The organism is Streptomyces sp. ALI-76-A (genome assembly GCF_030287445.1).
Lineage (GTDB): Bacteria > Actinomycetota > Actinomycetes > Streptomycetales > Streptomycetaceae > Streptomyces.
The window spans coordinates 7,028,330-7,050,765 of record NZ_JASVWB010000002.1; the positions used below are offsets into that span (position 1 = coordinate 7,028,330).

15 protein-coding genes and 2 pseudogenes are annotated in these 22,436 nt (G+C 70.2%); 13 read left to right on the top strand and 4 right to left on the bottom strand.

Annotated features, from left to right (window positions below; translation table 11 throughout):
• The first annotated feature begins 118 nt into the window (after positions 1 to 118).
• The 10 genes and pseudogenes from QQS16_RS32085 to QQS16_RS32130 all read left to right on the top strand — a co-directional run bounded on the left by QQS16_RS32085 (position 119) and on the right by QQS16_RS32130 (position 13,459).
• Complete coding sequence (locus tag QQS16_RS32085) at positions 119 to 1,588, top strand: ricin-type beta-trefoil lectin domain protein (RefSeq protein WP_286065553.1); 1,470 nt, start codon at positions 119 to 121, stop codon at positions 1,586 to 1,588.
• 104 nt (positions 1,589 to 1,692) lie between these two features.
• Entirely contained in the window at positions 1,693 to 4,545 is a 2,853-nt protein-coding gene (locus QQS16_RS32090) for a glycosyl hydrolase family 95 catalytic domain-containing protein (protein WP_286065554.1), read from the top strand.
• Between the two features lie 700 nt (positions 4,546 to 5,245).
• Positions 5,246 to 6,184 (top strand): helix-turn-helix domain-containing protein, encoded by a 939-nt coding sequence (locus tag QQS16_RS32095; RefSeq protein WP_286065555.1) that lies wholly within the window; start codon positions 5,246 to 5,248, stop codon positions 6,182 to 6,184.
• A gap of 118 nt (positions 6,185 to 6,302) precedes the next feature.
• Positions 6,303 to 7,093 (top strand): annotated as a pseudogene (locus QQS16_RS32100) (IS982 family transposase); the annotation flags it as partial.
• Positions 7,094 to 7,529: 436 nt separating this feature from the next.
• The gene (locus tag QQS16_RS32105; protein WP_286065557.1) at positions 7,530 to 8,975 is read left to right on the top strand and encodes a glycoside hydrolase family 43 protein; all 1,446 of its coding nucleotides are present in this window, start codon (positions 7,530 to 7,532) and stop codon (positions 8,973 to 8,975) included.
• Between the two features lie 1,162 nt (positions 8,976 to 10,137).
• Entirely contained in the window at positions 10,138 to 10,305 is a 168-nt protein-coding gene (locus tag QQS16_RS32110; protein ID WP_286065558.1) for a hypothetical protein, read from the top strand.
• A complete protein-coding gene (locus tag QQS16_RS32115) occupies positions 10,299 to 10,622 on the top strand; it encodes a transposase (RefSeq protein ID WP_286065559.1) in 324 nt (107 codons plus the stop codon). Before QQS16_RS32110 ends, QQS16_RS32115 begins: the two co-directional genes overlap by 7 nt.
• A 32-nt stretch (positions 10,623 to 10,654) precedes the next feature.
• Positions 10,655 to 11,959, top strand: coding sequence for a bifunctional 3-oxoadipate enol-lactonase/4-carboxymuconolactone decarboxylase PcaDC (gene pcaDC, locus QQS16_RS32120; RefSeq protein WP_286065560.1), 1,305 nt, complete (start codon positions 10,655 to 10,657; stop codon positions 11,957 to 11,959).
• A gap of 34 nt (positions 11,960 to 11,993) precedes the next feature.
• Positions 11,994 to 12,629, top strand: coding sequence for an MBL fold metallo-hydrolase (locus tag QQS16_RS32125; RefSeq protein WP_286065561.1), 636 nt, complete (start codon positions 11,994 to 11,996; stop codon positions 12,627 to 12,629).
• Positions 12,630 to 12,679: 50 nt separating this feature from the next.
• On the top strand, positions 12,680 to 13,459 hold the full coding sequence (locus QQS16_RS32130) for an exodeoxyribonuclease III (RefSeq protein ID WP_286065562.1): 780 nt from the start codon (positions 12,680 to 12,682) through the stop codon (positions 13,457 to 13,459).
• Here the strand turns inward: QQS16_RS32130 and QQS16_RS32135 are convergent.
• Positions 13,456 to 13,644 carry an SGNH/GDSL hydrolase family protein gene (locus tag QQS16_RS32135; protein WP_286066582.1) on the bottom strand — a complete coding sequence of 63 codons (189 nt, stop codon included), beginning with the start codon at positions 13,642 to 13,644 and terminating at the stop codon, positions 13,456 to 13,458. The genes QQS16_RS32130 and QQS16_RS32135 overlap by 4 nt on opposite strands.
• A gap of 126 nt (positions 13,645 to 13,770) precedes the next feature.
• On the opposite strand from QQS16_RS32135, the gene QQS16_RS32140 reads away from it, so the two are divergent.
• Both QQS16_RS32140 and QQS16_RS32145 read left to right on the top strand, forming a co-directional pair.
• Positions 13,771 to 14,178, top strand: a complete 408-nt coding sequence (locus tag QQS16_RS32140) for a DUF6278 family protein (protein WP_286065563.1) — start codon at positions 13,771 to 13,773, stop codon at positions 14,176 to 14,178.
• Between the two features lie 125 nt (positions 14,179 to 14,303).
• Positions 14,304 to 15,077 (top strand): annotated as a pseudogene (locus QQS16_RS32145) (ATP-binding cassette domain-containing protein); the annotation flags it as partial.
• 191 nt (positions 15,078 to 15,268) lie between these two features.
• On the opposite strand, the gene QQS16_RS32150 reads toward QQS16_RS32145, so the two are convergent.
• Positions 15,269 to 16,834: a CocE/NonD family hydrolase gene (locus QQS16_RS32150; RefSeq protein WP_286065564.1), complete on the bottom strand. Its 1,566-nt coding sequence runs from the start codon at positions 16,832 to 16,834 to the stop codon at positions 15,269 to 15,271.
• A gap of 124 nt (positions 16,835 to 16,958) precedes the next feature.
• On the bottom strand, positions 16,959 to 17,717 hold the full coding sequence (locus QQS16_RS32155) for a hypothetical protein (protein ID WP_286065565.1): 759 nt from the start codon (positions 17,715 to 17,717) through the stop codon (positions 16,959 to 16,961).
• 117 nt (positions 17,718 to 17,834) lie between these two features.
• Between QQS16_RS32155 and ggt the strand changes: the two genes are divergently transcribed.
• On the top strand, positions 17,835 to 19,637 hold the full coding sequence (ggt, locus tag QQS16_RS32160; RefSeq protein ID WP_286065566.1) for a gamma-glutamyltransferase: 1,803 nt from the start codon (positions 17,835 to 17,837) through the stop codon (positions 19,635 to 19,637).
• 29 nt (positions 19,638 to 19,666) lie between these two features.
• Here the strand turns inward: ggt and QQS16_RS32165 are convergent, their stop codons facing one another.
• Positions 19,667 to 22,204 (bottom strand): ATP-dependent Clp protease ATP-binding subunit, encoded by a 2,538-nt coding sequence (locus QQS16_RS32165; protein WP_286065567.1) that lies wholly within the window; start codon positions 22,202 to 22,204, stop codon positions 19,667 to 19,669.
• Between the last annotated feature and the right edge of the window lie 232 nt (positions 22,205 to 22,436).

The window sequence follows — 22,436 nt, forward strand, 5'->3', positions numbered from 1 at the left end:
GCCGGCGCGGAGAGGGCAAACTCCGCGCCGGCTCGGCCGGCTGCCGGCAGGCGGCCGACGTCAACAGATCCTGCACACCGCAGACGTGACCACACCCCCGACCGGGAGGGACACGACCATGCCCCACACCCATCTCCGGCGCTACCTCGCCCGGGCGGTCGCCTGCATCCTGACCGCTCTCAGCGCGCTGGTGTTCGTCGAGCACCAGAGCGCCTCGCCGGCCACCGCCGACACCACCCAGTTCCGCGGCGTCAACTGGGCCCGGCTCGGTGACAACTTCCACGGCGGACCACTGGTCCTGCACGGGTTGAGCGGCTCCGACAGTTACCAGACGGTCGTGGCGAAAGCCAACGCCATCTACACCGGCTTCCAGAACAACCTCGGCGCCAACACCGTTCGGCTCCCGATCAACACCTACACAGTCGGGACGAGCTGGTGGAACGCGTACACGGGCGCGATAGACGCGGCCACCGCGAAGGGATTCAAGGTCGTCCTCTCCTACTGGGACGACGGGGTGGCCGCCCGCGACGGCCGCATCGTCAACCCGAGCGCCTTCGACACCATGTGGAACACCGTGCTCGCCCGGTACGGCAGCAACAGCCTCGTCTACTTCGAGCCGATGAACGAACCGGGTGGGCACAGCGCCGGCGAGTGGGCGAACGTGGTGAGCAACTGGATCAGCAGCCGCCCGTCGATTCCGCGGAACCGCATCTTCGTCAGCGGCGCGGGCCTGAACACTGACATCAGGTCGATGTGCGCCGACCGCCGCCTTGACGGGACGTTCCTGTCGCTGCACCACTACACGTTCTTCAGCGGCGCGAAGACCTACGACCAGTGGGTGACGTACCTGCGGGACGCGATCGGCACCTGCGCCGACCGCACTGTCGTCGACGAGTTCGGCGCGCCGATGGATACCGGGCTCAATTACCACGACGCCGGCAGCACCGACAACTTCGTGCGCTACTTCCGGGCCACCACCACCGTGCTCCGGGAACTGCGGATCGGCTCCATCTACTGGCCCGGGCTGGGCGGCAAGATCCGCGCCGGCCAGGGCGACGACTGGTACGCCATGCAGAAACTGCACGGCACCGGTACCAACCTCACGCTCAGCACTCCCAGCGCCAGCGGCCGCGAGCGCCTCAGGTACGGCTGGGGCCTGGACGGCGACGTCCCGGCCCCGACCAGCCTGCTGCGCAACGTCAGCACCGGGCGCTGCCTGGACATCCCCGGCGGGACCACGGCGAACAACCAGGTCCAGGTGTACACCTGCGCCAACACAGTCGGCCAGCAGTGGACCTTGACGGCCGGCGGACAGATCACCGCCCGCGGGGGCCAGGAGTGCCTGGATGCGTACAACAGGGGGACGACGAACGGCACCGTGGTCGGCACGTGGGCGTGTAACGGCGCCGACAACCAGCGTTGGACGGTGGGCGCCGACGGCACCATCCGCGGCGTTCACTCCGGCCTGTGCCTCGACGTGAACACCGCCACCTTCAAGGTGCAGCTGTGGGCGTGCTGGGGCGGTGACAACCAGAGATGGCAGATCACGCCTGACGCACGACGCGACGCCCGACCCGGCGGACGGTGACCGCCGGCCGCGGCCATCACGGACTCGCCGACCGGATTTCTCACCGCCGGTGTGTCATCACCGAAGTCAGTGGCCCGCTCCCCTCCTTGAACGGAGAACGACAGATGTCCGAGGTGACACGCAGACGGTTTCTCGCCGCCGGGGCGGCGGCCGGAGCAGGGATCGTGCCGGGTGGGTGGACGGCCACCGCCAGGGCCGGCTCGGCCGCGCCGCCGGAGGTTCTGGCCGCCAACGACCTCGCCCTGTGGTACGACAAGCCGGCCGGCGCGGACTGGCTGCGGGCCCTGCCGATCGGCAACGGACGCCTCGGCGCGATGGTGTTCGGCAACGTCGACACCGAACGGCTGCAGCTCAACGAGGACACCGTCTGGGCCGGCGGTCCGTACGACTCCGCCAACACCCGCGGCGCGGCCAGCATCGCGGAGATCCGGCGGCGGGTCTTCGCGGATCAGTGGGGGCCGGCGCAGGACCTGATCAATCAGACGATGCTGGGCAGTCCGGCCGGACAGCTGGCCTACCAGCCGGTCGGAAACCTTCTGCTCTCCTTCGGCAGCGCTACCGGTGCGTCGCAGTACAACCGGACGCTCGACCTCACCACCGCCACGGCCATCACGACCTACGTGCTGAACGGCGTGCGGTATCAGCGTGAGGTGTTCGCCAGCGCACCTCACCAGGTGATCGTGGCCCGGCTGACGGCCGACCGGGCCAACTCCATCGCCTTCAACGCCACGTTCGACAGTCCACAACGGACTACGGTGTCCAGCCCGGACGGCGCCACGATCGCCCTCGACGGCATCTCCGCCACCATGGAGGGCATCGCCGGGCGGGTCCGGTTCCTCGCCCTGGCCAACGCCGCCGTGACGGGCGGCACGGTCAGCAGCTCGGGCGGCACGCTGCGGGTCTCCGGCGCCACCAGCGTGACGGTGCTGGTGTCGATCGGCTCCAGCTACGTCAACTTCCGGAACGTCGACGGCGACCACCAGGGGATCGCGCGGAGCCGCCTCAACGCTGCCCGCGACTTCGGCATCGACCAACTGCGCAGCCGGCATCTCGCCGACTATCAGGCGCTGTTCAACCGGGTGTCGGTCGATCTGGGACGTACGACGGCGGCCGACCAGCCGACCGACGTACGGATCGCACAGCACGCGCAAGTGAACGACCCGCAGTTCTCCGCCCTGTTGTTCCAGTTCGGCCGGTATCTGCTCATCTCGTCCTCGCGGCCGGGCACCCAGCCGGCGAATCTGCAGGGCATCTGGAACGACCAGATGGCTCCGTCCTGGGACTCCAAGTTCACCATCAACGCCAACCTGCCGATGAACTACTGGCCCGCCGACACGACGAACCTGTCCGAATGCTTCCTCCCGGTCTTCGACATGATCAACGACCTGACCGTGACCGGCGCCCGGGTGGCCCAGGCGCAGTACGGCGCCGGCGGCTGGGTGGCGCATCACAACACCGACGCGTGGCGGGGCGCCTCGGTCGTCGACGGAGCGCAGTGGGGGATGTGGCAGACCGGCGGGGCATGGCTGGCCACCCTGATCTGGGACCACTACCTGTTCACCGGTGACATCGACTTCCTGCGCTCGAACTATCCGGCCCTGAAGGGCGCCGCCCAGTTCTTCCTCGACACCCTGGTCGCCCACCCGACGCTCGGACACCTGGTCACCAACCCGTCGAACTCTCCGGAGCTCCCGCACCACGCGAACGCCACCGTCTGCGCGGGACCCACCATGGACAACCAGATCCTGCGCGACCTTTTCCATGGCGTCGCCCGCGCCGGCGAAATCCTCGGCGTGGACGCCGCCTTCCGCGCACAGGCAGTGGCGGCCCGGGACCGGCTGGCGCCGATGCGGGTCGGCTCCAGGGGCAACATCCAGGAGTGGCTGGCCGACTGGGTGGAGACCGAGCGGGCTCACCGACACGTCTCCCACCTGTACGGTCTGCATCCGAGCAACCAGATCACCAAGCGCGGGACGCCCCAGTTGCACGAGGCCGCGCGGCGGACGCTGGAGCTGCGCGGTGACGACGGGACGGGATGGTCGCTCGCGTGGAAGATCAACTTCTGGGCACGGATGGAGGACGGCGCCCGGGCCCACAAGCTGATCCGGGACCTGGTGCGGACGGACCGGCTCGCGCCCAACATGTTCGACCTGCACCCACCGTTCCAGATCGACGGCAACTTCGGCGCCACCTCGGGCATCGCGGAGATGCTGCTGCAGAGCCACAACGGCGAACTGCACGTGCTGCCGGCGCTGCCGGCCGCCTGGCCCACCGGGCGCGTGAGCGGACTGCGCGGCCGCGGCGGATACACCGTCGGCGCCGAGTGGAGCAGCGGCCGGATCGAGCTCGTCGTCACACCCGACCGGACCGGCGCCGTCCGGGTTCGCAGTCGGATCTTCGCCGGCGACTTCACGCTGCGGGACGATGCGAGCGGCGAGCCGGTCCAGCCGAAACGGCTCGAGGCCGATCTCATCGAGTTCGCCGGCCAGGCCGGCAACACCTACCGCGCGTCCGCACTCAGGTCGGGGCCGGTGGAGGCCGGCGTGGCCTATCGGCTGGTGGCCCAGCACAGCGGCAAGGCCGCCGACATCGACGGTGCGTCCACGGCCGCCGGTGCGCGGCTGATCCAGTGGCAGATCACCGCCGGTCTCAACCAGCACGTCGAGTTCCTGCCCTCCGACGGCGGGCATTACAAGATCCGGGTTCGGCACAGCGGTCTGGTCCTGCACGGCACCAGTAGCAGCAGCGGCGCCGACATCACCCAGCAGCCGGATACCGACGCCGCTGGCCAGCAGTGGCGGATAGTCGACCACGGCGGTGGCGTGATCAGTCTGGTCAACCGGCAGAGCGGCCTCGCCCTGGACGTGTGGGGGGCCTCCACCGCCGACGGAGCCCGCATCTCCCAGTGGACAGCCACTGGTGGCACCAACCAGCGATTCCAACTCCACCGCATCTAGTGCCGTGGCAGGCAACGTTCGCCCCGTCGCGACGCCCGGCACGCCCTCTCGCCGCACCGGCCGAAAGCCCGAGTACATCCAGTACGAGGGCTTGCGGCCGGCGCGCCGAGAGCACGCACCGGACGCCGCTCCTTGACGGGCAAACGTTGCCTGCCGCGGCACTAGCCCCAAGGCGACCCGCGGCCCGACCGACCAGGAGAGCCATGTCACCGAGCATGGTCGGCCGGTCCGGCCGTACGGCCCGCCGGCTGCTCGGGAATTCGATTCCGCTCGATGCGCAGGCTGCCGCGCGGGGCCGTGCTCAGCGGTCGTGCCCGGGTCCGGGCAAAACTCTGACAATGGATTCGTCGACGTGCACCGGACCTCGCCGCCACCGTGGCAGAAGTCGACGGCTTCTGGATCTTGCCCGTTCCCCAGCGATGGAACTCCGCGCGGCCGTGGCCCCGCCTTCGACCAGTTCCTCCTGCACGATTGAGTCCAAGGGCTCGTAGCCGTAGGCCGCCGGCGAGTGGTGTCGCATGTCGCTGCCGTCGCCCGCCCAGCACGTGCAAGGCGTGCCCGTTTCATTTTGGAGGTCAGCTTGGAGGTCAGCGGAGAGCACGCGACGCATGTCTCAGCGACTCGGTGGACGTCCGGGTCGCGGCCCGGCTGAGGAAGTGGCCTTGAGTCTCCAGCGACTGGAGACAGCAGAGTGGGGGACATGGACGTTACGACCCTCTACTCGATCGGGGAGCTTTCCCGGCGGACCGGCTTGTCTGTGAGGACCATCCGGTTCTACTCCGATTCGGGGGTGGTAGCGCCGACCACCCGTAGTCCCGCCGGTTATCGGCTCTACGACCTCGACGCAATGCTTCGTCTGGAGCTCCTGTGCACACTGCGCGAGTTGGGCATGGACCTAGCCACGATTCAACGGGTTCTGGACCGTGAGCTCTCGGTGGCGGAAGTCGCCGCGGCGCACGCCGACGCCTTGGACGTCCAGATCCGGATGCTGCGACTGCGTCGGAGCGTTCTGCGAGTCGTGGCCAGCCGCGGGTCCAGCCCCGAGGAGACCAAGCTCATGCACAGGCTCACGCAGTTGTCCGGCGAGGAACGCCGACGTCTGATCGACGATTTCGTGGATGGCACCTTCGGCACAGTGGATGCCGACCCGGCCGCGGTGGCCATGGTTCGCGCTGCCACTCCCGACCTCCCCGATGATCCGACCGGCGAGCAGGTCGCCGCGTGGGTGGAGCTCGCCGAGCTGGTCGGTGACGAGGATTTCCGTGCCCGGATGCGCCGGACGGCCGTACGCCAGGCGGCCGGGCGCCCACTCGACATCGAATGCGATGCCGGCGAGGAACTGATGGAGTTCACCCGTCAGAAGGTGGCCGAGGCCATGGAGTCGAACATCGACCCGCTCGGCGACAGGGGCGCAGCAATCATCGACGACCTCGTGCACCGCTTCGCCGAGGTGTTCGCGCGCACCCCTGACACGGAATTCCGGGACTGGATGGCCCAGCAGTTCGAAGAGGCGCACGATCCCCGGGTAGACCGATACTGGCGGCTGGTGTGGACCGTCAACGGCTGGCAGGTAGTACCGAACCTGATCCCGGTGTACCCCTGGCTCACCCAGGCCCTACGAAATAACCGTGACGCATAGTCACCGCCGTGGGCACGCCCCGGATCCCTGAATGAGTCCAGAGGATCGCCTGCGTACATGAGACGAGGGCGTCCGACGTCGATGTGCGACTAACGACCCGGACACCCTCGCAACGGCACTGTATGCCGGATTGACGACGAGTTGAAGGATTCACCGTGGCTGGCGCCGTGGCGGCCTACCGTCGGAATCACGCCCACGCTCAGTGACGCCGAACTGATCACGCTCGCGGTCATGTCGGCGCTGCTCGGATACACCTCTGAGCGGCGCTGGCTTCGCCGCGTCGGGCGGGACTTTCGCCGCCTGTTTCCTTACGTGCCCCAGCAGTCCGGCTACAACAAACGGCTGCGCGGCGCGTCCTCCCTGGTCACGAGCGTGATCAGGATCCTGGCGGCGGATACCTCGCTGTGGAGCGACGACGTATGGCTGGTCGACTCCACGCCGGCCGGCTGCGGCTGCTCCCGCGAGACGGCCAAACGCTCGGACCTGGCGGGCTGGGCCCAGTACGGCTACTGCGCGTCGCACTCACGGTACTTCTGGGGGCTGCGACTGCAACTGATGTGCACGCTCGGCGGCCTGCCGATTCTGTTCGCGCTCACCGGCGCGAAGGCCGACGAGCGCGAGACCCTGCGCGACACGCTCGACACCGCGCCCGACGTTGCCGCCTCCCGTCCCGGCCAGACGATCATCGGCGACAAGAACTACTACGGCCGCGAGTTCGAGCATGATCTCACCGAGCGTCACCTGGAGTTGCTGCGGCCGGCCCGTAAGGGAGAGGCCGAGCGGGCCGGCGCGCACCTGTTCAAACCACTGCGGCAAGTCATCGAGTCGATCAACCAGACCTTCAAGGGACAACTCGACCTGGAACGAAACGGCGGCAAGAGCCCGGCAGGAGTCGCAGTCCGCGTCTTGTGCTGCTGCCGACGGGGCGGACACCGCGGTAAGGCGTGGTGCTTCGGCACCCACGAATTCACGCGGCAGCAAACCGGCCGGTTCTATTGACGTGCTCTTGGCCGAAACTTATCTTCTGGTCGAAGTTGCGCACGATGTTCGAAATGACGAACTGGCCGTCAAGGGAGACAGGCGTGTACCGCACCCGTTACTGGGTCACTCTCGAGGCTCCGCTGCCGGCCCTGCCCGCTCCAGTCGTCACCCGGCCCGGCTCTGCGACGCCTCCGGTCGCTGCCGCGCTCGGGCGACAACTTCGGCCACTCGGCCGTTGACCGGCCCGACGCGACGTTCCGCGTCACGCGACAGCAGGTCCTGGCCCGCAGGTATAGAGACCGGCTGCACCTCCGAAACCCCCTTTCAGCCGATCATGGCATCCGCTGTACAAAAGGAGATCCACATGGCCAGGCTCCTTGGCCGGCTGGCGGCGATATTGGTCGCCGCCTGCCTACTTTTCACGTCCCAAGCCCTGACTGCACCCGAGCGGGCCGCTGCCGCCGACCCGGGCTACCTGATGGTGCACTTCACCGGGGAGGGGTCGACCAATCAGCAGATGTACCTCTCGCACAGCACGGACGGTCTGCACTGGAACGACCTCAACGGCTCAGGCATGGTCCTGCGCTCCACGGTCGGCACGAAGGGGGTGCGCGACCCCGCCCTGGTGAGATCTCCCGACGGCAGTAAGTACTGGATCATCGCGACCGACCTGTGCATCGGCTGCGGGCAGTCGTGGGGCGACTCCATGTCCAACGGCAGCCGCAACCTGGTGGTGTGGGAGTCGACGGACCTGGTCACCTGGTCGCAGCCGCGGCTCCTCAACGTCGCCGGCGCGATCCCCGACGGGCGCAACGCCTGGGCGCCGGAGGCGATCTGGAACCCGGCGACCAACGACTACGTCCTGTACTGGGCGACGAACGCGACGCTGAACGGCGTGCTGAAGCACCGCATCTACTACGCCCGCACCTCGGACTTCCAGACCATCACCACCCCGCAGCTCTACATCGACCGCCCCGGTACCCAGGGCATCATCGACACCCAGATCATCGAGGTGCCGTCCGGCGTCGGCAACTACCGCTACGTGCGGGCCTCCGGCGACGGTCAGATCACGCTCGAAGGCAGCAACTCGATCCTGGGGACGTGGACCACCCTCGGTGACCTTTCCGGCGTCGGCCTCACCGGCGCGATGGTCGAGGGCCCGATGTGGATGAAGTTCAACGGCAGCAACAAGTGGGCCGTCTACGTCGACCAGTACGCCTCGAACGGCGGTTACATGCCGGTCGTGACGACGAACCCGTCCGATCCCAGCACCTACCAGGTCCCGGCGTCGGGAAGCTACGACATGGGCGTCAACAAGAAGCGCCACGGCTGGATCCTGAACATGACGGCCGCCGAGGAGAGCCGCGTGCTCGCACGCTGGCCCAACACGACGGCCAACCGGCTGCAGTCGTTCAACTTCCAGGACCGGTACGTGCGGCACGCCAACTTCGACGTGCGCATCGACCAGAACGTCAGTACCAACCAGGACTCCCAGTTCCGGATGCGAACCGGCCTGGCGGGCTCCGGCACCGTCTCCTTCGAGTCGGTGAACTTCCCCGGGCACTTCCTGCGGCACTCCGCGTTCGACTTCCAACTGGCCTACAACGACGGCACCGCCGGCTTCGCCGCGGACGCCAGCTTCCGCCAGGTCGCCGGACTCGCCGACGCGACATGGTCGTCGTTCCAGTCCTACAACTACCCCGGCCGCTACCTCCGCCATTACACCTACGAACTGCGCATCGACGCCTTCCAGGACAATGCCACCTTCCGCGCCGACAGTTCCTTCACGGCGGTCAGCCCCTGGACCTGATCCCACTCCCTCGCTCGCCGGGTGCCCCGCATGGCTTTTGCCCTGCGGGTCACTTGGCTGCCGTGCTTGTCGCCCCTGGTCCGAGCCGGAGCCTGCTGCGCACGCGGACACCTCGTCGAACGCCCCGAGACCCTCGTGGCGTGAGACCTCAACGGATGTACAGGTTGCGGCAGTTGCTCCACCGTGGGCCTACCTCCTCCTCTCTGAACCCACCGTTCCCCGGACGGCAAGGTCATCCTCAAGAACAAATCGCCGAGTCTGTCGGCGGGGGAGTGGCGTGCTCTTCCCGCCGGGACGATCCTTTACGTGCGGATGGACGCAGGACCAGCCGCCGTACTCGCCTGCGTCACCGGCTCCGCAGGAGCCGTCATCGTGGTCCGCCCACCGTCTGAGCCGCCTGTTAGGTGGGCCACACGGCTGCCCGTCAATGCCGGTCACGAGTGAACGAAAAGTCAACTCATCGGCGCCCGTCCAGGCCAGGTTGAGCGCCGGTCCGGACGAAGTCATCCGGCCGTGATCGGGTCATGCCGTTGGGCCGGGATCAGTGGGACGGTTGCGCACTGCCGTCCCGGACGGGGGTCTGACTCATGAGATCTATGACCGAAGTGTCCAGTCACGGGCTTGTCGGCTGTCGTCGCGGGATGGCACCTGCTGGTACCGAGCCGCAGGGCGTGTCCCCATAGGGGCCTTGCCGACGATCAGGCGCCATCACAGTTCAGACCGCCCGAGCAGGCCGGTGCCATCCACCCAGCCAGCACGTCACCACGTGGGAGGCGAACCATCATGGCGACCCGACAGAGCAGCACCTCCTCCAGCACGGATCCTGCCGTTCTGTTCGAAGCGAACCGGCCCGACCGCACGGCCCGCCGGCTGCTGGGGAAGTCGGATCCGCTCGATGCGCAGGCTGCCGCGCGGGCCGTGCTCAGCGGTCGCGCCCGGGCCCGGGCCAAGTCCGGCGATGGTCCGGTGCACGGCGCCCGGATGTACAAACTCGCCAAGGACTCCGCGGTCAAGGCCCGCACCCAGGCGATCAACCAGCTCAAGGCCGTCCTGGTCACAGCCGACCCCGCCCTGCGGGAACGGCTGTCGAGCCTCGGCGACGCCGAGCCGTTCCGCACCCGCGCGCCTCGCCCCGCACGACGGCGGGGGAGACTGGGACGCGGTGACCCAGGCCACCCACATGACGTTGCGCATGCTCGCCGAGCGCATCGGGCAGCTCACCGGAGAGATCGATGAGCTGAACCAATGCCTGACCCGGCTCGTCGAACGCCACGCCCCGCAGCTGCTCGTACCGGTGGGCATCGGCCCGAACAGCGCAGTCACGTGCTGATCACCATGGGGGGCAATCCCGAGCGGCTGGGCGCCGAGGCGTCGTTCGCTGCGCTGTGCGAGGTCAGCCCGGTCGAGTATTCGTCGGGTCGGCGCAGCACGCGTCGGCTCGACTACTGCGGCGACCGGCAGGCGAACGCGGCCCTGCACCGCATCGTGTTCACCCGGCTACGTCACGACCCACGCACCCAGGCGCACCACGAACGTCGTACCCAGGAGGGCAAGACCCGACGTGAGATCATCCGATGCCTCAAGCGATACGCAGCCCGCGAGGTCTTCAACCTGGGCAGACTGGTTTCCCGCATCCCCGCGTTATAGGGGCGTCCGTGAGACGTGAGAGGGTCTGGGGCGTGAGTGAGACACCGTCGAACACCCTGCAATACCGCTTTGACGGGCCAGAAGAGGCTCCCGTCCTGATCTTGGGACCCTCCCTGGGTACCACATGGCACATGTGGGACCGGCAGGTTCCCGAGCTGGCGAAGCAGTGGCGTGTCCTCCGGTTCGACCTGCCGGGGCACGGCGGCGCCCCCGCGTACCCGGCGGGCGCGGTCGGCGACCTCACCGCGCGCCTGCTCGCCACCCTGGACGGTCTCGGCGTGCAGCGCTTCGGCTACGCGGGCTGCGCGCTCGGCGGCGCGGTCGGCATCGAACTGGCGCTGCGCCACCCCGAGCGTCTCGCCTCGCTCGCCCTGATCGCCGCCTCGCCCCGCTTCGGCACGGCGGACGAGTTCCGTCAGCGCGGGGTGATCGTACGGACGAACGGTCTCGACCCGATCGCCCGTTCGTCCCCCGACCGCTGGTTCACCGGCGGGTTCGCCGCCGCGCAGCCCGCGATCACCGAGTGGGCCGTGCAGATGGTGCGTACCACCGACCCCGGCTGCTACATCGCCGCGTGCGAGGCGCTGGCCTCGTTCGACGTGCGGCACGAACTGGCGCGCGTGGGTGTGCCCACGCTGGTCCTCGTCGGCTCGGACGACCAGGTCACCGGTCCCGCCGAGGCCCGCACCCTGGTCGCCGGCATCCCGGACGCCCGGCTCGCCGTCGTGCCCGGCGCCTCCCACCTGGTGCCGGTCGAGCAGCCCGCCGCCGTCACCGACCTGCTGGTGCGGCACTTCTCCACCGCCTGGCAGCCCGGCTTCGACTCCACCACCGGGATGACGGCGATCCAGTCCGCCCCCGTCCAGACGGTCCTGGCCGCCGCGCCTCAGCAACCCGCGCCGATCGCCGAGATCGCCCCGGCCGCGGTGCGGGCACAGGAACAGCTCACGGGCCGTCCCGATCCGTACGACGCCGGCATCAAGGTGCGGCGCGAGGTGCTCGGCGACGCGCACGTGGACCAGGCGCTGGCGCAGGCCGACGAGTTCTCCGGGGACTTCCAGGAGTTCATCACCCGCTACGCCTGGGGCGAGATCTGGGACCGGCCGGGCCTGGACCGGCGCTCGCGCAGCTGTGTCACCCTCACCGCCCTGGTCGCGGGCGGCCACCTCGACGAGCTCGCCTTCCACACCCGCGCGGCCCTGCGCAACGGCCTCACCCCCGCCGAGATCAAGGAGGTGCTGATGCAGGCGGCGGTCTACTGCGGCGTCCCGGCGGCGAACAGCGCCTTCAAGGTGGCCCAGCAGGTCATCCGCGAGGAGACGACCCCCACCGAGTGAGCCCCGCCCAGGTGCCGGAGGCAGGATGGGACGCATGAAGCTCACGAAGAAGTCGCACGCCTGCGTCCGCCTGGAGAAGGACGGCCGGACGCTCGTCCTGGACCCCGGCGGATTCAGCGAGGAGGACGCCGCCCTGGGCGCGGACGCGATCCTCGTCACCCACGAGCACCCCGACCACTTCAGCGAGGAGCGGCTGCGGGCGGCCCTGGAGGCCGACCCGGCCACCGAGCTGTGGACCCTCAGGTCGGTCGCCGAGAAGGTCTCGGCCGCCTTCCCGGGCCGCGTCCACACCGTCGGTCACGGCGACACCTTCACCGCCGCCGGCTTCGACGTCCAGGTGCACGGCGAGCTGCACGCCGTGATCCACCCGGACATCCCGCGCATCACCAACATCGGCTTCCTGGTCGACGGCGGCAAGGTCTTCCACCCCGGCGACGCGCTCACCGTCCCCGGCCACGCCGTCGAGACGCTGATGCTCCCGGTCATGGCCCCCTGGAACAAGATCTCCGAGGTCATCGACTACCTCCGTGAGGTCGCGCCGCAACGCGCCTACGACATCCACGACGCCCTCCTCACCGACCTCGCCCGCCCGATCTACGACAAGCAGATCGGCGCTCTCGGCGGCACGGACCACCTGCGCCTGACACCGGGAGAGTCGGCCGAGGTGTGACGGCCCCCGGGCGGGCCGCGTTGTCGGACCCGCCCGGTAGGTTGTGAGACATGCGCATCGCGACCTGGAACGTGAACTCGATCACCGCCCGCCTGCCGAGGCTCCTGGCCTGGCTGGAGAGCAGCGGCACCGACGTGCTGTGCCTCCAGGAGGCCAAGGTCGCCGAGGACGCCTTCCCGTCCGACCAGCTGCGCGAGCTGGGCTACGAGGCTGCGGTGCACGCGACCGGCCGGTGGAACGGCGTGGCGGTACTCTCCCGCGTCGGCCTCGAGGACGTCGTCAAGGGCCTCCCCGGCGACCCCGGCTTCGAGGGTGTCCAGGAGCCCCGCGCCCTCTCCGCGACCTGCGGTCCGGTCCGTGTCTGGTCGGTGTACGTGCCGAACGGCCGCGAGGTGGACCACCCGCACTATGCCTACAAGCTCCAGTGGTTCGAGGCGCTGAAGGCGGCCGTCGCGGGTGACGCGGCGGGCGGCCGCCCCTTCGCGGTGCTGGGCGACTACAACGTGGCGCCTACGGACGACGACGTGTACGACAGGGCCGCCTTCGAGGGCTCCACGCACGTCACCCCCGCCGAGCGCGCCGCCCTGGCGTCCCTGCGCGAGGCGGGCCTGTCCGACGTCGTCCCCAGGCCGCTGAAGTACGAGCACCCGTTCACGTACTGGGACTACCGTCAGCTCTGCTTCCCCAAGAACCGCGGCATGCGCATCGACCTGGTCTACGGCAACGAGCCGTTCGCGACAGCCGTGAAGGACGCCTACGTCGACCGCGAGGAGCGCAAGGGCAAGGGCGCCTCGGACCACGCGCCGGTCGTGGTCGACCTGGACGTCTAGGGCAACGTGCGGGAAGCGACCGGGTCGCGGATCCCGCCGTCGAAGTCCAGCACGCCGTCCCACATCCCGCCGTCCCGGATCCAGGCGTCCCGGATCCAGGCGTTGACCGCGACGCGCTCGGCATCCGCGGCGGCCGTGCGGCGCGCACCGGTTCCTTCCCTGGGCGCAGGGGATGAAAGCGGCATCGCCCCGTCAAAGAGACATCGCGGGCACGTCAACGAGCCGTGCGCGCAGTCACCGTGAAGCCGGCCGGAATCGACAGCCCGCGCGCCTGTGGTGCGCACGGCAGGGTGAATGACACGCTGGGCGTTATGAAGATCCCTTTTCTGGGCAACCGGCACGAGAAACCCGGCGCCCCCGACCCCGAGGGCATCGCCGAACTCCTCTCCGAGTGCGAACTGCTGCGCTCCCAGGCGTCGCAGGTGGGCGTACGACTCGACGACACACCGGCCTCGTTGGAGGAGCTGGACCAGTTGGTGCCGCGCTGGCGCGACGACGAGGAGGTCCTGCCCTGGCTCGGCAACGACGCCGGCCTCTATCTCGGCACGGTCATCGTGCGCACCGTACCGGGCGCGGCCTGGGACCTCCGGCCCGACGGCCAGCCCGTGATCCGGCTCGTCTCCGGGCGCGAGTTCGACGTCGTCGCCTCCGGTCACGAGTGGGCGTCGAGCGGGGCGCCCGAGCTGTCGCAGCTGTACGCCGAGGTGGCGGAGTCATGAGTCCCCGGGCCCTGGCCGCCGCGCCTACGGCTGATGCCCGGAGATGCGCGTGTCGTTGCTCCGCCCCGCTCCCCGCGGGCAGGTCGCGGCACCCGAGGCACGGCTGACAGTGAGCAGGGGCGGGCATCGCTGTCGATCCGCTGTTCGAGCTGCGTGACGTCGACAGGTGCTTCGGGGGAACTGTGTGTCCCGCAGGACGTCAACCTCACCGTCGGCAAGGGGAGCTGGTTCGCGTCATCGGCCCCCCGTGGCCGGGGGAGTCCCCCCTGTGCGGGGCGATCAACCGGCTGGAACCCATCGGGTCCGGCGTCATCGGGGCCCGGCGGACAGCGGCCGCCGGAGAAGGGCCGGCCGCTCGCCGGGCTGCGCGCCGAGGTCGGCGTGGTCTTCCGGTCCTTCGGCCTGTTCGCCCGCAGGACGGTCCCGCGGAACGTCGCGCCGGCCCGGACCGAGGTCCGCGGACGCGAGAAGGAGCGGGCCGACCAGCGTTGCCGTGACCTCCTCCACCGCGTCGGCGTCGCCTCGCAGGCGGAGAAGTACCCGGTGCGGCTCTCCGCCGGCCGGCAGCTGGGGCCGCTCCCAGTCCCCTGAGGCACTGGGGGAGGGTGACCCTCGCCCGTTCCCTCGCCATGGACCCACAGGTGTTCCCTTCGACGAACCCGCCTCCGTCCCCGGCCCGGAGATGATCGGCGAGGATCTGCTGGAGGTCATGCGGCAACTCGTCCGTGACGGCAGGATCATGGTCGTCGTCGCCCACGAGACGGACCTCGCCCGCTCGGCCGCCGACCGCGTCGTGTTCAGGGCCGACGGCCGCATCGTCGAGGACCGCACCCCCGGAAGTTCTTCACCGACCGCCGGGCGAGCGCGTCAGGGACCTCCTCTCCAAGATCCTCAAGTACCGGCCGGGAGTGCGACCGGCGGCGGGCCTCGACTACGATGTGCCGTTCATCCCCGTGGTGATGACCGAGTCCGAAGCGGTCGCCCCGGCCGGACCAGGGAAGCTGCCGCCGGTTGGGGATCCCCCTCACGGCCCCTGAACCGTAGGGGCGGCAGCTCGCAGAGCCCATACCCGCCCGGCGGCAGCCGGAGATCACTGCTCGCGCAGCGGGACCGACACGTACGACGGGTCGTTCGCCGGTGAGGAGAAGGTCAGCTGCGCGCCGGACGGGTTGTGCTCGAGATACAGCGGGTCGACCGTGTCGATCACCAACGCCAGCCGGTGTCCTGCCGGGACGTCATAGGCGGTGGAGAACAGCTCCAGGTCGACGCCGAACGGCTGCCCGGGGGTTCGCCCGTGGAAGGTGTACGGCGCGTTGCTGACCAGCTTGCCGAGGCCGAGCGGCCCCACGTCGTAGAGGTACGCGACGAGGGTGCCGCTCTCCTCGGTCGGTGTGACCGTGCTGTGCAACCTGGCCGTGCCGCGCACCTGTTGGGCGGTGGCGTACCTCTCCGACTGCCATACGGCGGCCCAGCGGCGGGGGAGGAGGGGGATCGAGGCGACCGGGGGCAACTGGGCCACCTGGTCGAGGATGCTGGACAGGAAGACCACCCCGCCGTTCGCGCCCGAGTCGACGTTCGCGCGCAGGGTGGTCGTGCCCGCGAGGGCGATCTTCTTCCGGTTCGCGCCGACCGACTTCCAGTCCGGGTAGCCCTCGTAGCCGCCCGTGGAGCGGGACTTCAGCAGTACCGGCTGCTCGCGGTCGACGCCGTTGTCCGCGCCCTTGAGGTGGTGGTCGAACCAGCGCTCGGTGTTCGTCCAGACGTCGTTGGGCAGGCCGAACAGGCCGGTGATCTCTGCGGTCGCGTGGTCGCCGGGTCGCAGTTCCAGTCTCTTGGGGCCGGTCAGCTTCTCGTAGAAGTCCGCGTACTGGTTGGGCGGGAAGACCGTGTCGCCCCAGGCGTTGGCCATCATGACGGCGGTGCCGTTGGTGTTCAGCTGGTCGGCGTAGGTCGCAGCGGAACGTTTCTTCCCCCAGGCGACGAGTTCCGGTTCCTTGGCCGGGTTGGCGGCGTAGAAGTCGTCGAAGATCTGCCGGACTTCGGCGCCCTGTCGGCCGGTGACCAGGCTCGCGCCGTCCAGGATCGCGGCGGCCTGCACGTGCTGGGTGCGGCCCGAGTAGATCGAGCCGACCAGGTCGGCCCAGCCGCTGAGGGCCGCGACCGCTTTCACCCGCTTGTCGTGCGCGGCGGTGAGCAGGCTGATGCCGGCGCCGTACGAGACCCCCGCCATGCCGACCCGCTGGGCGTCGGCGGGGGTGTGGGCGAGCGCCCAGTCGATGACCTTGGACGCGTCGGCCAGGTCGGGCGGACCCGCGACTTCTATCTCGCCGCCCGACTGCCAGAACCCGCGCACGTTGTAACCGACCACGACATAGCCGGAGTCCGCGAGCTTCTGGGCCTGGGCGAGGTACTCGGCCTGGGGTAGTCCCCAGCTCGTGGGCAGCACGAGGAGCGGGTGGCGTCGCGTGCCGTCCGCGCCGGCCGGTGTGGTGACGTTCGCCTTGAGGACCGTCCCGCCGTCCCCGGCGATGTCGACGAAGCGGACGCCGGGCGCGGCCTGGGCGGCGGGGGCGAGTCCGAGGGCGCCGCCGGCGACCAGTGTCGCCGAGACGGCACCCACGGCAGTCGTACGCAGGGCGTTGCGATGGTGTCCCACGGGGCACTCCTCACTCGGTCACTCGTGTAAGTGCAAAGTGACCCGACGGTAACCTCGGCGCTCTACCGTAGGTAACCCGTCGGTAAGTTACGCGGGAGTAACGATTGGGGGAATGTGCTGAACTCTAGGACGCGCGGTGGGAGTTGCGCGGAGATGCCGGGGCGGGCAGCGGCGCCTGCGCCTCCCGGGTGACATCCGCGACGAGCTCGACGACATCGGGGCCGTAGGCCTGCGAGTTGACCACCTTGAGGAGCAGGACGAACGCGGAGTCGCCGTACTTGCGCGTCAGCCGCTCGTGGTTGCGGGCCAGGTAGCGCGTCGTGGCCTGGTTGGTGATGGCGGTCTGGCCGCAGAAGAGGAAGACGGGGCGGTTGCCGTGGCTCTGGTCGACGGTGAGCCGGGCGAGCAGCGCGTACTCGGTCCGGCCGGCCTCCACCCGGTAGCGCTCGGAGCCGACCTGGAAGGCGCCGCGGTCCGGGCTCGGTTCGGAGTCCACGTTCACCCGTATGCCGGGGAGCAGGGAGGAGAGGTGGGCCGCCATGCGGCGGTTCGACACCGGGCCGCCCACGCAGAACTCCGTGCGCTCGCCGAATCCCTGGCGCGCGGCGTCGTGCGGGACGACCTGGGCGTGCGCGTGACAGTCCTTGATCAGCGCGGCGAGTTCGAGGAGTGCGAACACGTCGTAGCGCATCACCGCGAGGTCGGGCCCGGACGCGCCGCGGTTGACCACCAGCAGCGACTCCGAGTTGTCCGGCAGTCCGAAGAAGGCCTGCTTGCGGCGGAGCTTCCGCTTCCACAGGTAGGTCCGGGCCAGCCAGCCCAGCGCGGCACTGATGCCGGCGGCCACCACACCCAGGACGATGTTGCGCACGTCGTCATTCATGGGCGCGCATGCTAGCGGGCCGACGCAAACCCGCGTTCGAGACGGGTGCTCGCGCCTCCCTGACGGTGCCATGGCGATCGATTAGGCTGCGCGAACGGTCTCTGCGTGGAGGTTCGGATGCGTCGCCCCGTCGCAAGGAAACTGTCGGTTCTGGCGGTCTCGGCCGCCGTGGTGTCGGTGGGGGCGACCGCGCCGCCCGCCGCGCCGGACACCCCTGTCCAGAAGGTCCCGCTGGCCGTCGGCTACGGCGGCGCGGTCGCCAGCGTCGACCCGGACGCCTCCGCCGCCGGCATCGAGGTGCTGAGGAAGGGCGGCAACGCCGTCGACGCGGCCGTCGCCACCGCCGCCGCCCTCGGCGTGACCGAGCCCTACTCCGCCGGCATCGGCGGGGGCGGCTACTTCGTCTACTACGACGCCAAGTCCCGTACGGTGCGGACGATCGACGGCCGCGAGACGGCCCCGCTGACCGCCGGCTCCGACCTGTTCCTGGAGAACGGCAAGCCCCTCGCCTTCGCGAACGCCGTCAGCAGCGGCCTGGCCGTCGGCACCCCGGGCACGCCCGCCACCTGGCAGACGGCGCTGGACAAGTGGGGCAGCAGAAAGCTCGGCACGGTGCTCCAGCCCGCCGAGCGCATCGCCCGGAACGGGTTCGTCGTCGACGACACCTTCCGCGCGCAGACCGCGTCCAACGAGACCCGGTTCCGCTACTTCCCGGACACCGCGCGGCTGTTCCTGCCCGGTGGTCGACTGCCGGTCGTCGGCTCCACCTTCAAGAACCCCGATCTCGCCCGCACCTACCGGGAGCTGGGCCGCAAGGGCGTCGGCGCGCTCTACCACGGCGAACTCGGCGACGACATCGTGGACACGGTGAACAACCCGCCGGTGGACCCCGCCTCGGGCTGGAACGCCCGCCCCGGCGAGCTGTCGGAGAAGGACCTCGCGGCCTACCGCGCCAAGCTCCAGGCGCCCACGAAGACCTCGTACCGCGGTCTCGGCGTGTACTCCATCGCGCCCTCCTCCTCCGGCGGCACGACGGTCGGCGAGGCGCTCAACATCCTGGAGAACACGGACCTGTCGAAGGCGAGCGAGGTCCAGTACCTGCACCGCTTCATCGAGGCGAGCCGGATCGCGTTCGCGGACCGGGGCCGCTGGGTCGGCGACCCCGCCTTCGAGGACGTCCCCACGAAGGAACTGCTGTCCCAGCGGTACGCCGACTCGCGGGCCTGCCTCATCAAGGACGACGCCGTCCTCACCAGCCCGGTCGCGCCCGGTGATCCGCGCGACCCGGCGGCCTGCGCCACCGGCGGCACCGCCGCTCCGACGACGTACGAGGGCTACAGCACGACCCATCTGACGGTCGCCGACAAGTGGGGCAACGTCGTCGCCTACACCCTCACCATCGAGCAGACCGGCGGCAGCGGCATCACCGTGCCGGGACGCGGGTTCATCCTCAACAACGAGCTGACGGACTTCTCCTTCGCCCCGGCCAACCCGGCCGTCCACGACCCGAACCTGCCCGGTCCGGGCAAGCGACCGCGGTCGTCGATCTCGCCGACGATCGTGCTGGACCGGCACGACAAGCCGGTGGTGGCACTCGGTTCGCCCGGTGGCGCGACCATCATCACCACCGTGCTGCAGATCCTGACCGGGTTCCTCGACCGGGGGCTGCCGCTGGTCGACGCCATCGCCGCGCCGCGCGCCAGCCAGCGCAACGCGGCCCAGACCGAACTGGAACCCGGCCTCTACGAGGACACCGCCCTCAGGAACCGGCTGGAGGCCATCGGGCACTCCTTCCGGCTCAATCCGGAGATCGGCGCGGCGACCGGTGTGCAGCGGCTGTCGGGCGGGCAGTGGCTCGCGGCGGCCGAGACCGTGCGGCGGGGCGGCGGGTCGGCGCAGGTGGTCCGACCCGCGCGGTAGCCGTCCGCGGTGCGGAGGCCGGGGCGCCCCTAACCGGGTGTCCCGGCCTCCGCCGGCCGGAAGCTCAGGCTGCCGTCCCGCGCGTCCACGGTCACCCGGCCGCCCTCCGCGACGGTGCCGTCCAGCAGCAGCCGGGAGAGCTGGTTGTCGACCTCCCGCTGGATGGTGCGGCGCAGCGGCCGGGCACCGTACTCCGGCTGGTAGCCGCGCTCGGCCAGCCAGTCGACGGCCGCGTCGGTGAACTCGACGGCGATGCCCTGCGCGTGCAGCAGACGGCGGGTCCGCTCCAGCAACAGGTCGGTGATCTCCCGCAGTTGACGGGCCGTCAGCTGCCGGAAGACGACGATCTCGTCGATCCGGTTGAGGAACTCGGGCCGGAAGTGCTCCCGTAGCGGGCGCAGGATCTGCTCGCGGCGTGCCTCCTCGTCGGCGTCCGCGCCGCCCGACCCGAAGCCGATGCCGGCGCCGCGCCGGGTGATCGCCTCGGAGCCGAGGTTGCTGGTCATCACGATGACCGTGTTGGTGAAGTCGACCGTGCGGCCCTGGGCGTCGGTCAGCCGCCCGTCGTCGAGGACCTGGAGGAGGATGTTGAAGACGTCCGGGTGCGCCTTCTCCACCTCGTCCAGCAGGAGCAGCGAGTACGGGTGGCGGCGGACGACCTCGGTGAGCTGACCGGCCTCCTCGTGGCCGACATAGCCGGGCGGGGCGCCGATCAGCCGGCTGACGGTGTGCCGCTCCTGGTACTCGCTCATGTCCAGCCGGACCATCCGCTCCTCGCTGCCGAACAGCGCGTCGGCGAGCGCCCGCGCCAGCTCGGTCTTGCCGACACCGGTCGGGCCGAGGAACAGGAAGCTGCCGATCGGCCGGTCCGGGCTCGCCAGTCCGGCACGGGAGCGCAGCACGGCGTCGGAGACCACGCGGACCGCCTCGTCCTGGCCGACGACCCGCTCGTGCAGATGCGTCTCCAGACCGAGCAGCCGGTCCTTCTCCTCCTCGGTGAGGCTGCTCACCGGGATGCCCGTCTGCCGCGAGACGACCTCCGCGACGGCCTCGGCGGTGACCTCCAGGTGCTGGCCCTCGTCGGCCTCCCCGTCGCCGCCCGCCTCCGCGATCTGCTTCTTCAACTCGACGATGCGGTCACGCAGTTGAGTGGCCTGCTCGTACTGCTCGTCCACGACCGCCTGGTCCTTGTCCCGGGTGAGCTGCTCGACCTCGCGCTCCATGGCCCGGACGTCCGTGCCCTTGGTGCGCGCCCGCAGCCGTACCCGGGCACCGGCCTGGTCGATCAGATCGATCGCCTTGTCCGGCAGGCGGCGGTCGGTGAGATAGCGGTCGGACAGCTCGACGGCGGCCACCAGCGCCTCGTCGGTGTAGCGGACCTGGTGGTGGGCCTCGTAACGGTCGTGCAGGCCGCGCAGGATCTCGACGGCGTCGGCGACGCTCGGCTCCGGGACCAGGATCGGCTGGAAACGGCGCGCCAGCGCCGCGTCCTTCTCGATCCGGCGGAACTCCTCCAGGGTGGTCGCGCCCACGATGTGCAGCTCGCCGCGGGCCAGGGCCGGCTTGAGGATGTTGCCGGCGTCCAGGGAGCCGCCCTCGCCACCGCCCCCGGCGCCGACGACGGTGTGCAGCTCGTCGATGAAGACGATCAACTCGTGGGAGTGGGCGCGGATCTCGCCCACGATGGTGTTCAGCCGCTCCTCGAAGTCCCCGCGATACCGGGTGCCGGCGACCACCCCGGTCAGGTCCAGGGCGAAGACCCGCCGCCCGGTGAGCACGTCGGGCACGTCCGACTCGACGATCCGCTGCGCGAGCCCCTCCACGATCGCGGTCTTGCCGACGCCCGCGTCCCCGATGAGCACCGGGTTGTTCTTGCCGCGCCGGGAGAGCACCTCGATGGTCTGCTCGATCTCCTCGTCCCGCCCGATCACCGGGTCGATGCCGCCCTTCCGGGCCAGCTCGGTGAGATCACGGCCGTACTTGTCGAGCGTCGGGGTGCCGCTGACACGCGGCCGTTCGTCACGTGCCTGTCCGCCGTCCGGTGCTGCCTCCGGCGGCAGGCCGGGCGGCGTGAACCGGGCCGAGTTGAGGATGTGCCCGGCCGCCGAGTCGGGGTTCGCGGCGAGGGCGCTGAGCACGTGCTCGGGGCGGATGTGGCCGGCGCCGCGCGCCCGGGCCAGGTCGTGCGCGTCCAGCAGGGCACGCTTGGCGGCCGGGGTCAGGGACAGCGAGGTCGGCGGCGGGACCTCGCCCGGCGGGTGCTGGACCGGACCGGACCGCTGGTCGATCTCCGTGGCGAGGGAGTCGGGATCCGCGCCGGCCCGGCTGAGCAGTGTCCTGGTCGGCTCGGCGGACAGCGCGGCCCGCAGCAGGTGCTGGGTGTCCAGGTCCCGGCTGCCGTGCTCGGCGGCGTACTGGGCCGCGCCCCGCACCAGTTCCCGGGCGGGCTGGCTGAGCAGCCGCCCGATGTCGATCTGGCGGGGACCGGGGCGTGGTCCGCCGAAGAAGCGGGCGAGGAACTCCCCGAACGGGTCGTAGCCCTCTGAGCCGGTGAAGCCGCTGGTCATGGCGTTCCCATCCGGCGTCCCCGCGCGGACCCGGGACGCCCTCGCTGATCGACGTGCCGGTGCCGGGTAACCCGGGCGGGAGCCGGTTACACACCTCGGCGCGCGTTCGTAGAACACCTTCGCACGATCGCCGGCAGGGGGCACCTCCAGCGCGGGGGCGCCGCCGGCCCGGGCCGGGCGCGCGGCCGGTGGGAGGCGGACCGGTCAGGGGCGGGCGCGACGAGCGCCGCTG